General features: G+C 63.4%; 17 protein-coding genes. 11 read left to right on the top strand and 6 right to left on the bottom strand.

Features of this window, described 5'->3' with window-relative positions; translation table 11 throughout:
• The first annotated feature begins 50 nt into the window (after nt 1-50).
• The 5 genes from ACP7AX_RS04425 to typA all read left to right on the top strand — a co-directional run bounded on the left by ACP7AX_RS04425 (nt 51) and on the right by typA (nt 7,652).
• The gene (locus tag ACP7AX_RS04425; protein ID WP_426225530.1) at nt 51-1,736 is read left to right on the top strand and encodes a peptide ABC transporter substrate-binding protein; all 1,686 of its coding nucleotides are present in this window, start codon (nt 51-53) and stop codon (nt 1,734-1,736) included.
• Nucleotides 1,737-1,861: 125 nt separating this feature from the next.
• A complete protein-coding gene (locus ACP7AX_RS04420; RefSeq protein WP_426225529.1) occupies nt 1,862-2,791 on the top strand; it encodes an ABC transporter permease in 930 nt (309 codons plus the stop codon).
• The gene (locus ACP7AX_RS04415) at nt 2,781-3,725 is read left to right on the top strand and encodes an ABC transporter permease subunit (RefSeq protein WP_131682781.1); all 945 of its coding nucleotides are present in this window, start codon (nt 2,781-2,783) and stop codon (nt 3,723-3,725) included. Before ACP7AX_RS04420 ends, ACP7AX_RS04415 begins: the two co-directional genes overlap by 11 nt.
• An 11-nt stretch (nt 3,726-3,736) precedes the next feature.
• Nucleotides 3,737-5,440: a dipeptide ABC transporter ATP-binding protein gene (locus ACP7AX_RS04410; protein ID WP_426225528.1), complete on the top strand. Its 1,704-nt coding sequence runs from the start codon at nt 3,737-3,739 to the stop codon at nt 5,438-5,440.
• A 283-nt stretch (nt 5,441-5,723) separates the two neighbouring features.
• Nucleotides 5,724-7,652 carry a translational GTPase TypA gene (typA, locus tag ACP7AX_RS04405; RefSeq protein ID WP_131682779.1) on the top strand — a complete coding sequence of 643 codons (1,929 nt, stop codon included), beginning with the start codon at nt 5,724-5,726 and terminating at the stop codon, nt 7,650-7,652.
• Between the two features lie 120 nt (nt 7,653-7,772).
• Here typA and ACP7AX_RS04400 read toward each other — a convergent pair whose 3' ends face one another.
• On the bottom strand, nt 7,773-8,012 hold the full coding sequence (locus ACP7AX_RS04400; protein WP_426225527.1) for a hypothetical protein: 240 nt from the start codon (nt 8,010-8,012) through the stop codon (nt 7,773-7,775).
• Between the two features lie 132 nt (nt 8,013-8,144).
• Here ACP7AX_RS04400 and fdxA point away from each other — a divergent pair, with 132 nt between their 5' ends.
• The 5 genes from fdxA to ACP7AX_RS04375 all read left to right on the top strand — a co-directional run bounded on the left by fdxA (nt 8,145) and on the right by ACP7AX_RS04375 (nt 12,596).
• On the top strand, nt 8,145-8,468 hold the full coding sequence (gene fdxA, locus ACP7AX_RS04395; RefSeq protein ID WP_108600463.1) for a ferredoxin: 324 nt from the start codon (nt 8,145-8,147) through the stop codon (nt 8,466-8,468).
• Nucleotides 8,469-8,481: 13 nt separating this feature from the next.
• The gene (gene dapC, locus ACP7AX_RS04390; RefSeq protein ID WP_426225526.1) at nt 8,482-9,630 is read left to right on the top strand and encodes a succinyldiaminopimelate transaminase; all 1,149 of its coding nucleotides are present in this window, start codon (nt 8,482-8,484) and stop codon (nt 9,628-9,630) included.
• Between the two features lie 229 nt (nt 9,631-9,859).
• A complete protein-coding gene (locus ACP7AX_RS04385) occupies nt 9,860-11,143 on the top strand; it encodes a citrate synthase (protein WP_108598205.1) in 1,284 nt (427 codons plus the stop codon).
• A gap of 114 nt (nt 11,144-11,257) precedes the next feature.
• Nucleotides 11,258-11,878, top strand: a complete 621-nt coding sequence (locus ACP7AX_RS04380; RefSeq protein WP_131682777.1) for a TetR family transcriptional regulator C-terminal domain-containing protein — start codon at nt 11,258-11,260, stop codon at nt 11,876-11,878.
• A 106-nt stretch (nt 11,879-11,984) separates the two neighbouring features.
• Entirely contained in the window at nt 11,985-12,596 is a 612-nt protein-coding gene (locus tag ACP7AX_RS04375; RefSeq protein ID WP_426225525.1) for a hypothetical protein, read from the top strand.
• A 78-nt stretch (nt 12,597-12,674) separates the two neighbouring features.
• Here ACP7AX_RS04375 and ACP7AX_RS04370 read toward each other — a convergent pair whose 3' ends face one another.
• Together ACP7AX_RS04370 and dapD are read right to left on the bottom strand one after the other, a co-directional pair.
• On the bottom strand, nt 12,675-13,526 hold the full coding sequence (locus ACP7AX_RS04370; protein ID WP_131682775.1) for a hypothetical protein: 852 nt from the start codon (nt 13,524-13,526) through the stop codon (nt 12,675-12,677).
• 6 nt (nt 13,527-13,532) lie between these two features.
• The gene (gene dapD / locus ACP7AX_RS04365) at nt 13,533-14,561 is read right to left on the bottom strand and encodes a 2,3,4,5-tetrahydropyridine-2,6-dicarboxylate N-succinyltransferase (RefSeq protein ID WP_131682774.1); all 1,029 of its coding nucleotides are present in this window, start codon (nt 14,559-14,561) and stop codon (nt 13,533-13,535) included.
• Nucleotides 14,562-14,611: 50 nt separating this feature from the next.
• Here dapD and dapE point away from each other — a divergent pair, with 50 nt between their 5' ends.
• A complete protein-coding gene (dapE, locus tag ACP7AX_RS04360; protein WP_131682773.1) occupies nt 14,612-15,748 on the top strand; it encodes a succinyl-diaminopimelate desuccinylase in 1,137 nt (378 codons plus the stop codon).
• 67 nt (nt 15,749-15,815) lie between these two features.
• Here dapE and ACP7AX_RS04355 read toward each other — a convergent pair whose 3' ends face one another.
• The 3 genes from ACP7AX_RS04355 to ACP7AX_RS04345 all read right to left on the bottom strand — a co-directional run bounded on the left by ACP7AX_RS04355 (nt 15,816) and on the right by ACP7AX_RS04345 (nt 18,325).
• Nucleotides 15,816-16,673 carry an ABC transporter permease subunit gene (locus ACP7AX_RS04355; RefSeq protein WP_131682772.1) on the bottom strand — a complete coding sequence of 286 codons (858 nt, stop codon included), beginning with the start codon at nt 16,671-16,673 and terminating at the stop codon, nt 15,816-15,818.
• Nucleotides 16,670-17,320 carry an amino acid ABC transporter permease gene (locus ACP7AX_RS04350; protein WP_426225524.1) on the bottom strand — a complete coding sequence of 217 codons (651 nt, stop codon included), beginning with the start codon at nt 17,318-17,320 and terminating at the stop codon, nt 16,670-16,672. The genes ACP7AX_RS04355 and ACP7AX_RS04350 overlap by 4 nt, the downstream gene beginning before the upstream one ends.
• 117 nt (nt 17,321-17,437) lie before the next feature.
• Complete coding sequence (locus ACP7AX_RS04345) at nt 17,438-18,325, bottom strand: transporter substrate-binding domain-containing protein (protein WP_131682770.1); 888 nt, start codon at nt 18,323-18,325, stop codon at nt 17,438-17,440.
• Nucleotides 18,326-18,341: the final 16 nt, after the last annotated feature.

The following is an 18,341-nucleotide window of genomic DNA, read 5'->3' as shown; positions in this document are numbered from 1 at the left end:
GGGAGCAAAAGATTTCCCCTGAACATCTCCCACAACTCATAGGAGGCGGAATGCGTTTTACGCGCACTTCCAAAGCACTCGGCATGGTGGCAATCGCCGCCCTTGCCCTGACCGGCTGCGGCGCTGGAGGCGGCAGCAATGACGGTGCCAGCCAAGCCGCTGGTGATCCCAACAAGGTCATCACCGCGTACAGCAACGAACCCCAGAACCCCTTGCTGCCGGCCAACACAGGCGAAGTCTACGGTGGCCGCGTTGTCGAGCTGCTCTTCGAAGGACTTCGGACCTACGACGCCGACGGGAAGCCCGTCAACGCACTGGCAGAGTCCATCGAGTCCTCTGACGCCCAGAACTGGACCATCAAGGTCAAGAAGGGCCAGAAGTTCACCAACGGCGAAGCGATCACCGCAAAGACGTTCGTTGATTCCTGGAACTTCGCCGCGAATTCAAAGAACCTGCAGCAGAACGGCTTCTTCTTTGAGTCCGTCGCCGGATATGCAGATGTTTCAGCAGTCACCACCGAAAAATCGGCCGACGGTAAAGAGACCACCACCCCGGCTCCCACCGCCGAGACGATGTCGGGACTGACGGCTACAGACGATTCAACCCTCACGGTCAAGCTCGCCCAGCCGGAAGCCGACTGGTCGCTGCGTCTCGGTTACTCGGCGTTCTTCCCGATGCCGTCGGTTGCATTGGCGGACCCCAAGACGTTCGGTGAAAACCCGGTCGGTAACGGCCCGTACAAGATGGAAAAGACCGGCGCCTGGGTACACGACCAGTCCATCTCGCTCGTAAAAAACGCTGATTACAGCGGTCCCCGCGAAGCCAAAAACGGTGGCGTGAACTTCAAGTTCTACACCGATCCGGGCCCCGCATACACGGACCTGCAGGCCAACAACCTGGACGTTTCGGATGTTCTGCCCTCCAACGCGCTGAAGACCTACGTCACGGATTTCCAGGACCGGAACTCCACCAAGCCGGTTGCCACCAACTCCACCCTGAACATCCCGGGTTACAACCCGAACTTCCAGGGTGAAGCAGGGCTGCTGCGCCGTCAGGCACTGTCCTACGCCATCAACCGCGAAGAGATCACCAAGGTGATCTTCAACGGAACCCGCACGCCGGCCAAGGCATTCGCTCCGCCGGTCATCGACGGCTTCAAGGAAAACATCCCGGGCAGCGAAGTCCTCAAGTTCGACGCCGCCAAGGCTAAGGACCTGTGGGCGCAGGCTGAGAAGATCAAGCCGTACGACAACTCGAAGCCGCTCCAGATTGCCTCCAACACCGATGGTGGCAACAAGGAATGGATCGACGCCGTAGCCAACGGTTTCAAGAACAACCTCGGCATCCAGGCTGAAATCCAGCCCTTCGCCAAGTTCGCGGAAGTACTGAACCTGCGCAAGTCCCAGATGCTCCCCGGCCTGTCACGCGCCGGCTGGCAGGGCGACTACCCGTCGCTCTACAACTTCCTCGGACCGGTTTGGGCCACGGGTGCTCCGTCCAACTACGAGAAGTACACGAACCCTGAGTTCGACAAGTTGCTTCAGGAGGGCCTCGCTGCCAAGTCCACCGACGAGGCCAACGAGAAGTTCAACGAGGCACAGGGGATCCTTTTCAAGGATCTTCCGGGTCTGCCCCTCTGGGACCAGGCCAAGCCGATCGTCTGGAGCGAGAACGTCATCAAGGCCGAAACCGGCTGGAATGGCGGAGTTCTCTACTACGACATCACGGCCAAGTAGTCTCCACGATCTAACTTGCCGCAGGCGTAATGGGGGTCCGGCGTTATGCCGGGCCCCCATTGTCCTGTACGGCAGGAAGGCACCCATGAAATTCCCTTCTTCGCTCCCCGAAGGCCGGTGATCCGGTGGTCCGCTTTATCCTTCGCAGGCTGCTTCAGGCCATCCCCGTCTTCCTCGGCACCACCCTCCTGGTGTACTACATGGTTTTCGCCCTGCCGGGTGACCCCATCGCCGCCCTCTTCGGCGACCGCCAGCCCCCGCAGGCAGTTATTGACACCCTGCGCACCCAGTACCATTTGGACGAACCCTTCTGGGTCCAGTACGGCTTGTTCCTGCAGAACATCTTCACTTTCAACCTCGGCAACGACTTCACGGGCCAGCCGATCGCTGCCTCGTTGGCGAGGGTCTTTCCCGTGACGGCGATGCTGGCACTGGAAGCCTTGATTATCCAGACCGTGTTCGGCGTGGGGTTCGGTGTCTTTGCCGGCCTGCGTCGTGGTGGCTGGTTTGACTCCACCGTGCTGGTCGCTTCACTTGTGGTCATCGCTGTTCCCACATTCGTCCTTGGCTTTGTTTTCCAGTTGGTCTTCGGAGTCCAGCTGGGCTGGGCGAAACCGACAGTCGGCGCTAACGCCGACTGGGGCAGCCTGTTGCTGCCGGCCACGGTGCTGGGCCTTGTGTCGTTCGCTTATGTCCTCCGCCTGACGCGTGCTTCGGTCAGCGAGAGCATGAATGCCGATTACGTGCGGACTGCCACGGCAAAGGGCCTGTCCCGGCCCCGGGTTGTGATTGCACATATCCTGCGCAACTCCCTGATCCCCGTCGTCACCTTCCTGGGCGCCGACCTGGGCGGTCTGATGGGCGGCGCGATCGTCACCGAAGCCATCTTCAACGTGCCAGGGGTGGGCAACAAGCTCTATCAGGCCACCTTGCGCACTGAGGGGCCCACCATTGTCTCCATAGTCAGCGTGCTGGTTCTGGTATTTGTGGTTGCCAACCTGCTCGTTGATCTCCTGTACGCCTGGCTGGACCCAAGGATTCGTTATGACCAGTAAAAACAGCCACTTTGTGGCGCCCATCGACGAAACGCCGTTGCTCGCGACCGACACTCTCAAGACGGAGCAGGCGCCACTGAGCCTGTGGGCCGACGCCTGGCGCAAGCTCCGGCGTCGTCCGCTGTTCATCATTTCGTCGCTGTTGATCCTGGCCCTCATTATCATCGCGCTGTTCCCCGGCCTGCTCTCGACGGTGCCGCCGAACGATGACTGCCAGCTCGGAAACTCCGAAGCAGGGCCGGCTCCCGGGCATCCCTTCGGCTTTACCTTCCAGGGCTGCGACATCTATTCGAGGGTTGTCCACGGAACACAGGCATCGCTCTCAGTGGGCCTCCTCTCGGTTATCTGCGTGGTGATCATCGGCGTAACGATTGGCGCGATCGCCGGCTACTACGGTGGCTGGGTTGACTCGGTCCTCGCACGTCTCGGTGACATTTTCTTCGCTTTGCCGTTGGTGCTGGGCGCCCTGGTTATCACCCAGCTGCCCTTCTTCCGTGACAACAAGAGCGTGTGGACGGTGGTGGCCATCATTGCGCTGCTGACGTGGCCGCAAATGGCACGCATTGCCCGTGGCGCAGTCATCGAGGTCAGAAATGCCGATTTTGTAACTGCCGCCCGAGCCCTCGGCGTATCGAGGGTTGGGGCGCTCCTGCGCCACGTCCTGCCGAATGCACTGGCGCCGATCATTGTCATGGCCACCCTGAACCTGGGCATCTTCATTGTCCTGGAGGCCACCCTGTCATTCCTGGGCATCGGGTTGCCGCAAAGCATCATGTCCTGGGGCAACGATATTGCCGGTGCCCAGTCGTCCATCCGGACGAAGCCGGAGATCATGCTCTACCCCGCTGCAGCCCTGTCCATTACGGTCCTGAGCTTCATCATGCTGGGCGACGCCGTTCGTGACGCCCTCGACCCGAAGAGCAGGCAGCGATGAGAGACAAAAACATGACCATTCCCGATGTTCACGTCGCGGAGGCAGGTAATTCAGGAGTCAAACCCCTGCTGGAAATCCGTGACCTCGCAATCACCTTCAAGACCAGCGCCGGCGATGTCCAGGCAGTCCGTAACGCCCACCTGACCATCATGCCCGGTGAGACCGTGGCGATCGTGGGGGAGTCCGGCTCGGGCAAATCCACCACGGCGTTGGCTGCGATCGGGCTCCTGCCGAACAATGGCTCTGTGTCCGGCGGGCAGATCCTTCTGGATGGCGAGGATATTGCCCATGCCAGCGAGAAGCGGATGATCGAACTTCGCGGCAACACCATAGGCATGGTGCCGCAGGACCCGATGTCCAACCTGAACCCGGTCTGGAAGATTGGCTACCAGGTCAAGGAAACCCTCCGCGCCAACGGCCGGCCCAGTGGCCCGGACGACATCGCCAAGGTCCTTGAGCAGGCCGGACTTCCGGATGCCCATCGGCGAGCAAACCAGTATCCCCACGAGTTCTCGGGCGGTATGCGCCAGCGCGCACTCATTGCGATCGGGCTCTCGTGCCAGCCGCGGCTTCTGATTGCAGACGAGCCGACGTCGGCCCTGGACGTTACGGTCCAGCGGCAGATCCTGGATCACCTGGACACTATGACCACGGACTTGGGTACGGCCGTTCTGCTCATCACCCATGACCTGGGCCTGGCGGCCGAGCGTGCCGACAAAGTTGTGGTCATGTACCAAGGACAGGTGGTGGAGTCCGGTCCGTCCCTGGAGTTGCTCCAGAATCCGCGCCACCCGTACACCAAGCGGCTGGTGGAGTCCGCTCCTTCCCTGGCCAGCCGACGGATCCAGGTTGCAAAGGAACTGGGCGTGGAAGCGGCCGACCTCCTTGCTCCCACAGAAGAACCGGCCGCAGACCATGTCTTGAAGATCCAAGACCTGCGGAAGGTCTACAAGCTCCGTCACGGGCTGGGCAAGGCAACCGACTTTGCTGCAGTGGACGGCGTCAGCTTTGACGTCACCAGGGGAACCACCACGGCGATTGTGGGGGAATCCGGTTCCGGAAAGTCCACCGTGGCCAAGATGGTCCTCCAGCTGGAAAAACCGACCGAGGGAAAGATCCTGTTCGACGGCGTGGACACAGCTGCGCTGAAGCCGGCGGAACTCTTCAAATTCCGGCGCCGGGTGCAGCCGATCTTCCAGGACCCCTACGGGTCACTGGACCCCATGTACAACATCTTCAGGACCATCGAAGAACCGTTGCGGGTCCACAAGATCGGCAACAAAGCGAGCAGGGTAAAGAAGGTCCGCGAACTGCTGGACCAGGTGTCCCTGCCGCAGTCGAGCATGCAGCGCTTCCCCAACGAACTGTCCGGCGGCCAGCGCCAGCGTGTTGCCATCGCGCGTGCGCTTGCCCTGGACCCGGAAGTGATCATCTGCGACGAAGCCGTGTCTGCCCTTGACGTGCTGGTCCAGGCCCAGGTGCTGAACCTGCTCGCGGACCTGCAGGCCAACCTGGGGTTGACCTACCTGTTCATCACCCACGACCTCGCGGTGGTGCGCCAGATCGCGGACCATGTGTGCGTGATGGAGAAGGGGAAGCTGGTGGAAACCGGCTCCACGGACGACGTCTTTGAGTCGCCGCGGCAGGACTACACCAAGGCCCTGCTGAACGCCATCCCGGGAGCGAAGCTGATGCTCCCGCCCGAGGTGGCCTGACCTTTCGGTTGTTTCAGTGGTAGGAGCCGGTGCCCTTGGCGCCGGCTCCTTCTTTTCCCCGGGAAGCCCCGGATTGAGGTGAGCTTGGTCACGCCTTGAGGCGCGATGGGCGGCATTCTAACCTCCGAGGGAGATGGCCTGGCAACGATTTTTAGGCCAATAAAACCCTCAGCGTCTAGAATGATGGAAGGCGCCCTGTGTTAATGGGCCAATCCGTCGTGCGTTCCGGTTGGAAATGCGGCGATACAACAGCTGACTTCACCACTGAATCGAGCACTCACGCATGTCTGAAACCACCACCAACACCGCGGTAGCCACTGCATCGCGCAGTGACCTGCGCAACGTCGCGATCGTGGCCCACGTTGACCACGGCAAGACCACTCTGGTCGACGCCATGCTCAAGCAGACCAACTCTTTTGCCGAGCACAACCACCTCGAAGACCGTGTGATGGACTCCGGTGACCTGGAGCGCGAAAAGGGCATCACCATCCTGGCCAAGAACACCACCGTGGCCTACAACGGACCGTCCTCCAACGGCGAAACCATCACCATCAACGTGATCGACACCCCCGGCCACGCCGACTTCGGTGGCGAGGTGGAGCGCGGCCTGTCCATGGTTGACGGCGTTGTGCTCCTCGTCGACGCTTCCGAGGGCCCGCTGCCGCAGACCCGCTTCGTGCTGCGCAAGGCCCTGGCCGCGCACCTGCCGGTCATCCTCCTCGTCAACAAGACCGACCGCCCCGACGCCCGCATCGACGAAGTTGTCCACGAGTCCATGGACCTGCTTCTGGGCCTCGCCTCGGACCTCGCCGACGAAGTTCCGGACCTGGACCTCGACAAGATCCTTGAAGTTCCGGTTGTCTACGCAGCAGCGAGGGTGGGCCGCGCCTCCCTGGACCAGCCCGCCGACGGCTCCGCTCCGGACAACGAAGACCTTGAGCCGCTGTTCAAGACCATCATCGAGCACATCCCGGCCCCGACGTACAACCCGAACGGTGTCCTCCAGGCCCACGTCACCAACCTCGACGCCTCCCCGTTCCTGGGCCGCCTCGCTCTGCTGCGCATCTACAACGGCACCCTGCGCAAGGGCCAGACCGTTGCCTGGGCCCGCGCCAACGGCGAGCTCAAGAACGTCAAGATCACCGAACTGCTGGCTACCAAGGCCCTGGACCGTGTTCCGGCCGAGTCCGCTGGCCCGGGCGAAATCGTCGCCGTCGCCGGTATCGAGGAAATCACCATTGGTGAGACGCTGACCGACGTTGACAACCCGCAGCCGCTGCCGCTGATCACCGTGGATGATCCCGCGATCTCCATGACCATCGGTATCAACACCTCGCCGCTGGCCGGACGGGTCAAGGGCGCCAAGGTCACGGCCCGCCAGGTCAAGGACCGCCTGGACAAGGAACTGATCGGTAACGTCTCCATCAAGGTGCTCCCCACCGAGCGTCCCGACGCCTGGGAAGTCCAGGGCCGTGGCGAGCTGGCGCTGGCAATCCTGGTTGAGCAGATGCGACGTGAAGGCTTCGAACTGACCGTGGGCAAGCCGCAGGTTGTCACCAAGACCGTCGACGGCAAGATCCACGAGCCGATGGAGCACATGACCATCGACGTGCCGGAAGAGTACCTCGGTGCCGTCACCCAGCTGATGGCTGCCCGCAAGGGCCGCATGACCAACATGGCCAACCACGGCACCGGCTGGTGCCGCATGGAGTTCATCGTTCCGGCCCGTGGCCTGATCGGGTTCCGCACCAGGTTCCTCACGGACACCCGCGGCGCCGGCATCGCAGCCTCCATCGCCGAGGGCTACGAGCCGTGGGCCGGCCCCATCGAGTACCGCACCAACGGTTCGATCGTGGCTGACCGCTCTGGCGTGGTCACCCCGTTCGCGATGATCAAGCTCCAGGAACGCATGTCATTCTTCGTGCAGCCCACCTCCGAGGTCTACGAAGGCATGATCGTTGGCGAGAACTCACGCGCCGATGACATGGACGTGAACATCACCAGGGAAAAGCAGCTCACCAACATGCGTGCAGCGTCGTCGGACACCTTTGAAAACATGACCCCGCCGCGCAACCTGACCCTGGAAGAATCCTTGGAATTCGCCCGCGAAGACGAGTGCGTTGAGGTGACCCCGGAGTCCATCCGTATCCGGAAGCTCATCCTGGACGCCAGCGACCGCGCCAAAGCCACGCGCGCCCGCGCCAAGGTCTAAGCACTGACGCACGCCTGAAGTAGGGCTGCCGGTACGGCAGGCGGGATACCCGCCGTCGTACCGGCAGTTTCTTTTTGCCCGAAGGCAGCCGCGTTGTGGAATTCAGCCGCGTTGTGGAATTCAGCTGCGGGGACGGCGCCGCGGGGGAGCGGGCGGCACTTCCTTGGCCGCCACCACCAGTTCCAGGGGGATTACGACGTCGGCCTGCCGGGTGCGGACGGTGCAGTCGCCGCCGGCGGTTCCCACCAGCAGTCCCAGCGCGTCGGTCAGCCCGCCTTCGATCCGGTACCGGACCACCACCCGGGTTCCCGGGGAAGCGGACGCCAGGAATTCGGCAGGCGATGGCGCGGTGAGACTCACCACTTCATACTAAGTGGGCCGGCTAGGTTCGCGGGAACGGGCCGGGAGATAATAGGCTCAGAAGTCAACAGTCCGGCCACGTGCCGGATTCAGTGCCGGCGGATGCCGGAAAATCGTGGAGAGGCCAGGGACGTGACGTACGTAATCGCGCAGCCGTGTGTAGATGTCAAGGACAAGGCATGTATTGAGGAATGCCCCGTTGACTGCATCTATGAGGGTGAGCGTTCCCTGTACATCCATCCGGATGAGTGCGTCGACTGTGGCGCCTGCGAGCCGGTTTGCCCGGTGGAGGCCATCTACTACGAGGATGACACTCCGGAAGAATGGGCCGATTACTACAAGGCCAACGTGGAGTTCTTCGATGACCTGGGCTCGCCCGGTGGCGCCGCCAAGATCGGCAACACGGGCAAGGACCACCCGATGATCGCCGCCCTGCCGCCGCAGAACCAAGACTGACCCGGGCCCACCGTTGACCGCAGCCGTGAACAGCTTTGGCCTGAGCCTGCCCGACTACCCCTGGGAGGCCATGGCACCGTACCTCGCCAAGGCTTCGGAGTACCCTGGCGGGGCCGTGAATCTTTCAATCGGCACTCCGGTGGACCCGACTCCTGCGTTGATCCAGGAGGCCTTGAGGGCCGCAGCGAATGCCCCGGGGTACCCCACGGTCCACGGCACCGTCCCGCTGCGGGAAGCGATCGCGGCCTGGTTCGAGAGGCGCCGCGGCGTTTCCGGACTGGACCCGAAGGACATCATGCCCACCGTCGGTTCCAAGGAACTGGTGGCGTGGCTTCCGCTGCTGCTGGGACTGAAACCGGGTGACGTCGTCGTCCGTCCCAAAGTTGCCTACCCCACCTATGACATCGGCGCCACATTTGCGGGGGTCACGTCGGTGGCAACGGACAACCTTGAGGAGCTGGACGAAGCCACCCGCTCGCGCGTCCGGCTGATCTGGGTCAATTCACCGGGTAACCCCACCGGCAGTGTCCGGGATGTTGAGTCGCTGAAGGCCCTGGTGGCGCAGGCGCGGGAAATCGGTGCCGTGGTGGCGTCTGACGAATGCTACGCCGAGCTCGGCTGGGGCACCTGGGACGCCCAGCGCGGCGGCCAACAGGTGCCCAGCGTCCTTGACCCCCGCGTGGCCGGCGGCTCCCATGACGGGCTGTTGGCCGTCTACTCGCTGAGCAAGCAGTCCAACGTTGCCGGCTACCGCGCCGCCTTCGTGGCCGGCGATCCGGTGATCATGGCCAACCTGGTCAACAGCCGGAAGCACGCGGGCATGATCGTTCCGTACCCTGTGCAGGAGGCCATGCGTGTGGCCCTGGGCGACGACGCCCATGTCAATGCGCAAAAGGACCTGTACCGCGGACGCCGGGAACGCCTGCTGCCCGCACTGCAGGCCTTCGGGCTGGAGATCAAGGAATCCGACGCCGGGTTGTACCTATGGTCCACCGCGGGGGAGAGCACGTGGGAAACCGTGGATCGTCTCGCATCGCTCGGCATTGTCGTGGGGCCGGGAGTGTTCTACGGCGAGGCCGGCAACGGGTTTGTGCGCGTTGCGCTGACCGGCACTGACGAGCGGATCGACGCAGCAGTCGCCCGGCTGGCTTCAGCCCCGTAACAAAGGTGTGACTCGCACCACAATCGCGGCCTTTTGCGGGCATTTCCGCCGTCGCCGATTAGTGGCATGCGCCGTGGGGCGGTACTTTTTAAGTGACTATCAATGGTGGCTTTCTACAAGATGGCAGCCCGGGTGTTGTATTCCTGAACGAACAGGGCGCGGCGCACGGCTCACCGGATGTTGGATCAAGCTTTCGACAGAGGCCCAGACGCCTCATGAAGGGGACTCCATGACTGAGACCAACAGCGCAACCCTGCACCACGCAGGTGGCGAGCTCAAGCTCCCGCGCATTCAGGTTGTTGAAGGAAACGAAGGCTACGACGTTTCCAAGCTGCTCAAGCAGACGGGCGCAGTCACTTTTGACCCCGGCTTCATGAACACCGCAGCAACCACGTCCGCTATCACCTACATCGACGGCGATGCCGGAATCCTGCGCTACCGCGGATACCCCATCGAGCAGCTGGCACAGCACTCCAGCTTCCTCGAGGTCTCTTACCTCCTGATCTACGGCAACCTGCCCAGCCCCACCGAGCTGGAAGAGTTCGATCAGAAGATCCGCCGCCACACCCTGCTGCACGAGGAGCTCAAGGGCTTCTTCAGCGGCTTCCCGCGCGACGCACACCCGATGCCGGTCCTGTCATCCGCTGTCTCGGCGCTGTCCACGTTCTACCAGGATTCGCTGGACCCCTTCAACGCCGAGCAGGTGGAGGTCTCCACCATCCGCCTGATGGCCAAAATGCCGGTCATCGCCGCGTACGCGCACAAGAAGTCCATTGGCCAGCCCATGCTGTACCCGGACAACTCCCACAACCTCGTGGAAAACTTCATGCGCCTGAGCTTCGGCCTTCCCGCCGAACAGTATGAAGTGGACCCGGTGATCGCCAAGGCGCTGGACCTCCTGCTCATCCTGCACGCTGACCACGAGCAGAACTGTTCCACCTCCACGGTGCGCCTGGTCGGATCCTCGAACGCCAACCTGTTCGCGTCTGTCTCCGCAGGAATCAACGCCTTGTTCGGCCCCGCCCACGGCGGCGCCAACGAAGCGGTCCTGAAGATGCTCCGCCAGATCCAGGCCGACGGCACCAAGCCCGAGGACTACATGGAGAAGGTCAAGAACAAGGAAGACGGCGTCCGCCTCATGGGCTTCGGACACCGCGTCTACAAGAACTACGATCCCCGCGCCAAGATCGTCAAGGCCACGGCCCACGAGATCCTCACCAAGCTCGGCGGCAACGACGAACTGCTCGAGATCGCCCTGCGCCTGGAAGAGAAGGCGTTGAATGATGACTACTTCATCCAGCGCAAGCTCTACCCGAACGTGGACTTCTACACCGGCCTGATCTACAAGGCCATGGGCTTCCCGGAGAAGATGTTCACCGTGCTGTTCGCTATCGGCCGCCTGCCGGGCTGGATCGCCCAGTGGCGTGAAATGATCAGCGATCCCAACACCAAGATCGGACGCCCGCGCCAGCTGTACATCGGCGAACCCGAGCGCGATTACCCGGTGCGCTGACCCAAACCAACTGAATAACGACGTCGGCCGGTCACCTTCTCCGCAAAGGTGACCGGCCGGCGCCGTTAAGCACCTGATCCCCGGTTTATCGCACAAGTGTGCTAAATAATAAGGGTGCCCAAAATAGTTGATGCCGCGGCCCGGCGCTCAGACATTGTCGAAGCCGTGTTCCGGATCATCGCCGTGGACGGGCTGGAGCGGGCATCGTTGCGGGAGGTGGCAGACGAAGCCGGCTTGGCGGTGGGATCCGTGCGGCACTACTTTGCCGGCAGCGAGGAACTCCTTCTTCACTCCTTTGCCACGGTGGTGGAGCGCATAACGGCTCGGCTCCAGGCCGCCCTGCCGGCCGTTACGGAGAGCACGCCAGCCAGTGTTCAGCGCCGCGAAGCCGTATTAACCCTGCTGGGTGAATTCCTGCCCCTGGATGAAGAACGTGCGGTGGACGTCTGCGTCTGGATGGCATTCCGGAACGCCGCCAGGATCCGTCCGTACCTGGCCCCTGTTGCCGATCGAAGCCACCGTGAGGTGGCAGCGGTTGTCGGGCAGGTGGTCACTGCGGTAGTGACGGACGACGGCGACGGGCAGCACCCGCTGGTGGTCGAGGCCGAGCGGCTGCTGGCAACGATTGACGGGCTGTGCATGCACGCCCTCCTGCAGCCGGAATGGATGACGGCAGCGATGTGCCGCGACGTCCTGGAGCGGCACCTGGCCGGCCTGCCTGTTCCCACGCCTTGATGGTCCTTCCGGGGACACGTACGGCGGCTTCGGGAATAGACTGGGAGGCGGGGGAGCGGAGCCGGCCAACCACGCCGGATCGGGCAGGTCACCGGGAGGAATAAGGATGAATCAAACTGGCGGTTCCGGCTGGCAGATCACCACGGATACGTCCGGGCCGATGATGATTGCATTATTTGTCCGGGACACGGCAGGCCTCGACGGCGCCGGCCACCCAGCGTTGTCGCACGCTGCCCCCAAAATCCGGCCTGCAGACCACGCACATCTCACCGCCGAGGTAGGCGGGCTGAGCGCACTTAAGACCGAATGGGAAGCCTGGTGGGAACAGCTGCTGAAGGCTTACCCACAGACATCGCCGGAGCTTACCCCGCCGGAATTCGAGGCGTTCGGCAATTCCCCAGCGCTCCAGCGCGTCCTGCAGGCACACTTCGGTGCGGCCCTGACCTGGGCCCGGGAACGCCGCAGTGAATACGCCCGGCTTGAAGCGGAACGCGTGGCCAGCGGATCGGACCAGATGCTCGGGGACCTTGTGGGTGACCGGCTGTTGGAGGTGGGCCGCAAAGCCCGCGACTTCAACTTGACCATCATTGAACTGCCGCTGGATGAGCAGCGGGCCTGGTACCTGGAGCCGGACAAGATCATCATGAGCCACGAGCTCATGTCCCAGCCGGAGCTCTTCCGCAGCTACGTGCAGCCGGTGGTGGAGATCCTGGCCTAGGCACGCTGTGCCGTCCTGACGCCTGTGCCGTCCTGACCCCTGTGCCGTGCTGGCGGACGCTGTCCTCCTGGCGGCGGGTCAGGTGCCGGCGGGTGCCACCGTGATCCGGACCTGGCCATCGGCGGCCTCGGACTCCCGCCAGCCGTCTTCAGCCTGGCGCTCCCAGCTCCTGCCGGCAACATCAACCCGGGTGATGGAAAGGTCCTTGGCATTGGCCACTGCCCAGTGGGCAACAGACCAGGCCTGACTGCCGCTGGCTTCAACCACCAGCGATTCACCCTCGGCGAACGTACCCAGCGGCCCGTACGCCACGGCAAGCCCGGCCTCGACTGCCGAGGGGAGGCCGGCCTCCTGCGCAGCGCGGAGAGTGCATTGCACCGATTCCGGGGTCTGCCCGGTCAGGCCTGAAGCAAAGGAGCGGCCCATGTCCTCGTGCTGGGCATACGCCAGGGGGTACGCGGAGCGCTGGACGCGTTGGGCGGCGTCGGTGATCTCCAGCGACTCGTAGCCAGGTATCTTCACCAGGGCATCGTAGAAGGCGTTGGCGGCATACACGGGGTCCATCACCTGCGCCTCGGTGCCCCACCCCTGAGAGGGCCGCTGCTGGAACAGCCCACGCGAATCGGGGCCGGCCTGGTCGCCATGATTGATATTGCGCAGCTTGGACTCCTGCATGGCGGTAGCCAGGGCGATGCTGGCAGCCCGCGGCGGCAGCCCGCGCTGCACGGCCACGGCCGTTATCAGGGCGGCGTTACCCGCCTGGTCGGTGGCAAGCTCCGCGACCTGTGTACCGACGTCGGCCGTGCAGCGCTCCGTCACCAGGGTTTCGGAGCGCTGCAGGAAAGACACCGCTGTATAGATGCCGCCGCCCACCAGCGCCAGCGTTAGGAGGACTACGGCAAAGCGCCGTGCACCACGTCCACGTGCCACCGCCGGTCAGTTAGCGTGGAGGGCGGTGTTAAGCTCCACGGTCTGGCCTTTGCGCGGGAGCGCTTCCACGGCGCCGGTGGTGGAGTTGCGGCGGAACAGGAGGTTGGGGACTCCGGACAGCTCTGCGGCTTTCACGATTTTAGTGGTGTCTTCGCCGACCTCGTCCTTCGGGCCGGGAACGCGGACACGGGTTCCGGCGGTGACGTAGAGTCCTGCCTCCACTACCGAGTCGTCGCCGATGCTGATGCCCACGCCGGAGTTGGCGCCCAGGAGGACGCGTTCGCCGATGGAGATTTTTTCCTTGCCGCCTCCGGAGAGGGTGCCCATGATCGATGCGCCGCCGCCCACATCGCTGCCATCACCGGTGACCACACCGGCCGAGATCCGGCCCTCAACCATGGATGTGCCCAGCGTGCCCGCGTTGAAGTTGACGAACCCTTCGTGCATCACGGTGGTGCCTTCTGCCAGGTGGGCGCCCAGACGGACGCGGTCGGCGTCGGCGATGCGGACACCGGTGGGCACCACGTAGTCCACCATGCGGGGGAACTTATCGATCCCATAGACGGTGACGGCGCCGCGGCGGCGAAGCCTGGCGCGGGTCAGTTCGAAGCCCTCTACCGCGGCGGGCCCGAAGTTGGTCCAGACCACGTTGGGCAGCTTGGCGAAGACGCCGTCCAGGTTGATGGTGTTGGGCTTGACCAGGCGGTGGGAAAACAGGTGCAGCCGCAGGTAGGCGTCAGCGGTGTCAGCCGGCGCCTCATCAAGATTGATCTGGACGAAGATCACTTTCTGCTCAGTCCCGCGGTCCGGGTCTGCGCCGTTCTCGGCGAGTTGAAGGAGCGTTTCGTCCGCATTTTCCACAGTGCGCAGCTTTTCGGCCGCGACTCCCAAGGCCGGCGCGGGGAACCAAACGTCAAGAATGGTGGCCCCGGCGGCGCCGGTGGCGATGGTCGCCAGCCCAAAACCGTAGGCGGAGCGGTCCTCGGTGGTGGTGTTCTGGTTTTCGGGCACGGCAGAAGTAGCGGTCTCAGTCATGGCCCCAGTCTAGCGAGAGCCGGGCATCCGGTTCGAACTAGACTGGCAACGTGACTGCCGAAACTGCTCCCAAGTCCCTGACCGCGCCATTGGACCTCCGCCAGGACGTGGCCCTGCTCACCGCAGCCGTGATGGACATCAACAGTGTGTCCGGGAACGAAACGGAACTGGCTGACGCCGTCGACGCGGCACTCCGGAGCATCCCGGGCCTTCAGGTCGTCCGCGACGGCGACTCAATCATCGCCCGCACCGAACTGGGGCTCCCGGAGCGGGTCATCCTCGCCGGCCATCTGGACACGGTGCCGCTCCCCACTACCGAAGGCGCCCGCGGCACGGTGCCTTCCACCTGGGAGTCAGGCACTCCGGGGGAGGGCGTCCTCTACGGGCGCGGAGCCACGGACATGAAGGGCGGCGTCGCAGTCCAGCTCGCACTGGCGGCCACAATGTTCGACGGCGGGGCGTCACCAACGCGGGACGTCACCTTTGTTTTTTATGACCATGAGGAAGTGGAAGCGGTGAAGAGCGGTCTGGGCCGCCTGGTCCGCAATCACGGGCATCTCCTGGACGGCGACTTCGCCATCCTCCTTGAGCCGACGCACGGCACCGTGGAGGGTGGCTGCAACGGCACCAGCCGCTTCGAAGCCACCACCGTGGGGGAGGCCGCACATTCGGCCCGGGCGTGGATGGGCAGCAACGCCATCCACGCTGCGGCACCCATCCTTGCCCGCCTTGCAGCCTACGAACCACGGACCATCAACGTCGATGGCCTGGACTACCGGGAAAGCCTTAATGCCGTAAAGATCAACGGCGGCACAGCGGGCAACGTCATCCCGGACCGCTGCGTGGTGGAAATCAACTACCGCTTCGCGCCGGACAAGTCCCCCGATCAGGCAGAAGCGCACGTCCGGGAACTGCTGGAAGGCTTCGAGGTGGTCCGGACGGACGCGGCCGCCGGCGCCCGGCCGGGACTGAACCACCCTGCTGCCGCCTCCTTTGTAGCCGCGGTTGGTGCTGAACCCAAGCCCAAGTACGGCTGGACCGACGTCGCGCGCTTCAGCGAACTGGGCATCCCGGCCGTGAACTTCGGCCCCGGCGATCCGCTGTTGGCTCACAAGGACAACGAGCACGTTGAGGCGGCCGCCATCCGTGAATGCCTCCGGGCGCTGCGGAGCTGGCTCACCGCCTGATTGAGAAAAAACAGAAGGATCCGCAGCCTGGAGGCGGCGGATCCTTCTGTTGATGCGTTGGGCGGTCTTACTTGGGTTCTTTCACTTCAGGCAGTTCCGGTGCGACGACGGCGGTAGGCGCCTTCGCGACACCGCCTGCCGCCTTGTTTGAACCGCGGCGCTCGATCCAGACTGCGATCCGGGAAACGACGATGTTGATCGCAATGTAGATGGCAGCGGCCACGAAGAAGATCGGGAACAGGAACGCATTCCCGAGGAAGTCGGCCATGACCTGGACTGCCCGGAGGAGCTCGCCGTACGCGACGATATAGCCAAGCGACGTGTCCTTCAGGAGGACCACGAGCTGGGCCACCAGGGACGGCATCATCCGGCGGACTGCCTGGGGCAGTTCGATGAGCATCCGGGACTGGAAGCTGGTCAGGCCGATGGTCAGGCCCGCCTCCCGCTGGCCCTTGGGCAGTGACTGGATGCCGGCCCGGATGATCTCCGCGAAGATGGCCGCGTTGTACAGGACCAGCCCGGCAATCACGGCGACAAAGGAGCTGGTGCCGAACACGAGTAGGACAAACAGCATCATGAGCACAACCGGCATGCCGCGCAGGAACTCAAGGACCACGCGGGTAGGGATCCGGATCCAGGCCACCAGGGAGATCCGCAACAGGCAGAGCATCAGCCCAAGCGGGAACGCGATGACTGCGGCAATGGCTGCGGCGCTGAGCGTGGCGCCGATTCCGTTGGCCAGGAGCCGCCACACGTCGGCCCGGGTGAAGATGGCCCAGCGGCGGCCTTCAAAGATGCCCTGCTGGGCAAGGGTCATGATGATAAAGGCGAGCAGGCCGAGAATCAGCACGGTTCCGATGATCGAACCGATCAGCGATATCCGGCGGGCTTTCGGGCCGGGGACGTCGTAAAGGACTGAAGTCATCGGGCAATCGCCACCTTTTGCTCCACCGTGCTGGCCAGGATGCCTAGCGGGATGGTGAGGAGCAGATAGAAGAATGCCACGCCGAGCAGCACGGCCATGACCTGGTCGCCGTTGGCATTGGCCATCTGGCGGCCGTAGCCAAACAGTTCCAGGACGAAGAAGGCGCCGGCCACTGAAGAGTTCTTGACGAGGGCGATGATGATGTTGATCAACGGCGGGATCACCGTCCGGAGGGCCTGCGGCAGGATGATGAGGGAGAGCACCTGGCCGAACTTCATGCCGATGCTCCGTGCCGCTTCCGCCTGGCCAATGGGAACACTGTTGACGCCGGAGCGGACGGCCTCGGCAATGAAGGCGGCTGTGTAGGCGCTGAGGGCAATGATGGCAGCGACCTCAAACTGCTCAAATGTCACACCGAGGCGGGGCAGGACGATCGCTGCGAAAAAGAATGCAATGGTCAGCGGCGTGTTCCGGAGGACTTCCACGTAAACAGTGCTGAAACCCCGGAGGGCTGCAACGGGGGAGACACGCGCTGCTGCCAGGAGTGTTCCGACAACCATTGCGATGATCCCGGAGACGACGGACAGGAAAAGAGTGCGGAGAAGGCCTTCCCAGTACAGGGGGAGGTTTTCAATGATGACTTCCATAGGATCCTTCGGCTCTGGGCGTTGGGGGCGAAGACGGGGAAACGGTTGCCGGGACGGGGCTGAAAGCTCCGTTCCGGCAACCGCAGGCGCCGGTTAGCAGCGGTTAATCTGCGCTGGTTAGTAGCGGTTGATTTCGGGGAGAGCCGGGGCCGTCTTGATGACGGTGCCCGCCGTGGCCTCCCAAGCCTTCTTGTAGGACCCGTCCTTGTCGAATGCCTCCAGCTGGTCGTTGATCCAGTTGCGGAACTCGGTATCGCCCTTCTTCAGGCCGATGCCGTAAGGCTCCTTGGTGAAGGTTTCGTCCGAGGCCAGCTTGAAGGCTTCGGGCTCCTTGTCCACGAAGCCGGCGAGGATCACGTTGTCTGTGGTGATGGCTTCGACCTGCTTGTTGCGCAGCGGTTCGAGGCAGGCAGAGTAGGTCGCTGCAGGAACCAGTTCGGCGCCGTACTTGTCAACGATCGTGCCCGCAGGGGTGGAACCGGTGACGGAGCAGACCTTCTTGCCCTTGACGTCTTCGGGCGTCTTGATGGTGTCGTTGTCCTTGTTCACCATCAGTGCCTGACCGGCCTCGTAGTACGGACCGGCAAAGTCCACAACGGTCTTGCGCTTGTCGTTGATGGTGTAGGTCGCGATGACCAGGTCCACCTTGCCCTGTTCGATGAACGGCTCGCGGTTGGCGGAAACGGTCTCGGACCACTCGATCTTGTCTGCGGCGATACCCAGCTTGGCGGCAATGAGCTTGCCCATCTCTACGTCGAAGCCCACCGGCTTGCCATCAAGGCCGACCTGGCCGAACAGCGGCTGATCGTACTTGGTGCCGATCTTGATGGTGCCGGCCGAGGCCAGCTTCTCCATGGTGGTGCCTGCAGCGAAGGTCGGCTTCTCGGCAACCGTGGGGTCGTCGGTGGTGCCGGGTGTGGCGCCGCCACAAGCGCTCAGGGACAAAGCCAGGGCAGCGGTAGCCGCCACGAAGAACGACTTCCGCCGTGTCATAAATGCCTTCATGACATTCCTTTCATTG

The sequence above is a fragment of the Pseudarthrobacter sp. DSP2-3-2b1 genome (genome assembly GCF_049895945.1).
Lineage (GTDB): Bacteria > Actinomycetota > Actinomycetes > Actinomycetales > Micrococcaceae > Arthrobacter.
Note: the sequence above shows the minus strand (reverse complement) of the source record. Positions and strands in the feature narration are given on the sequence as shown.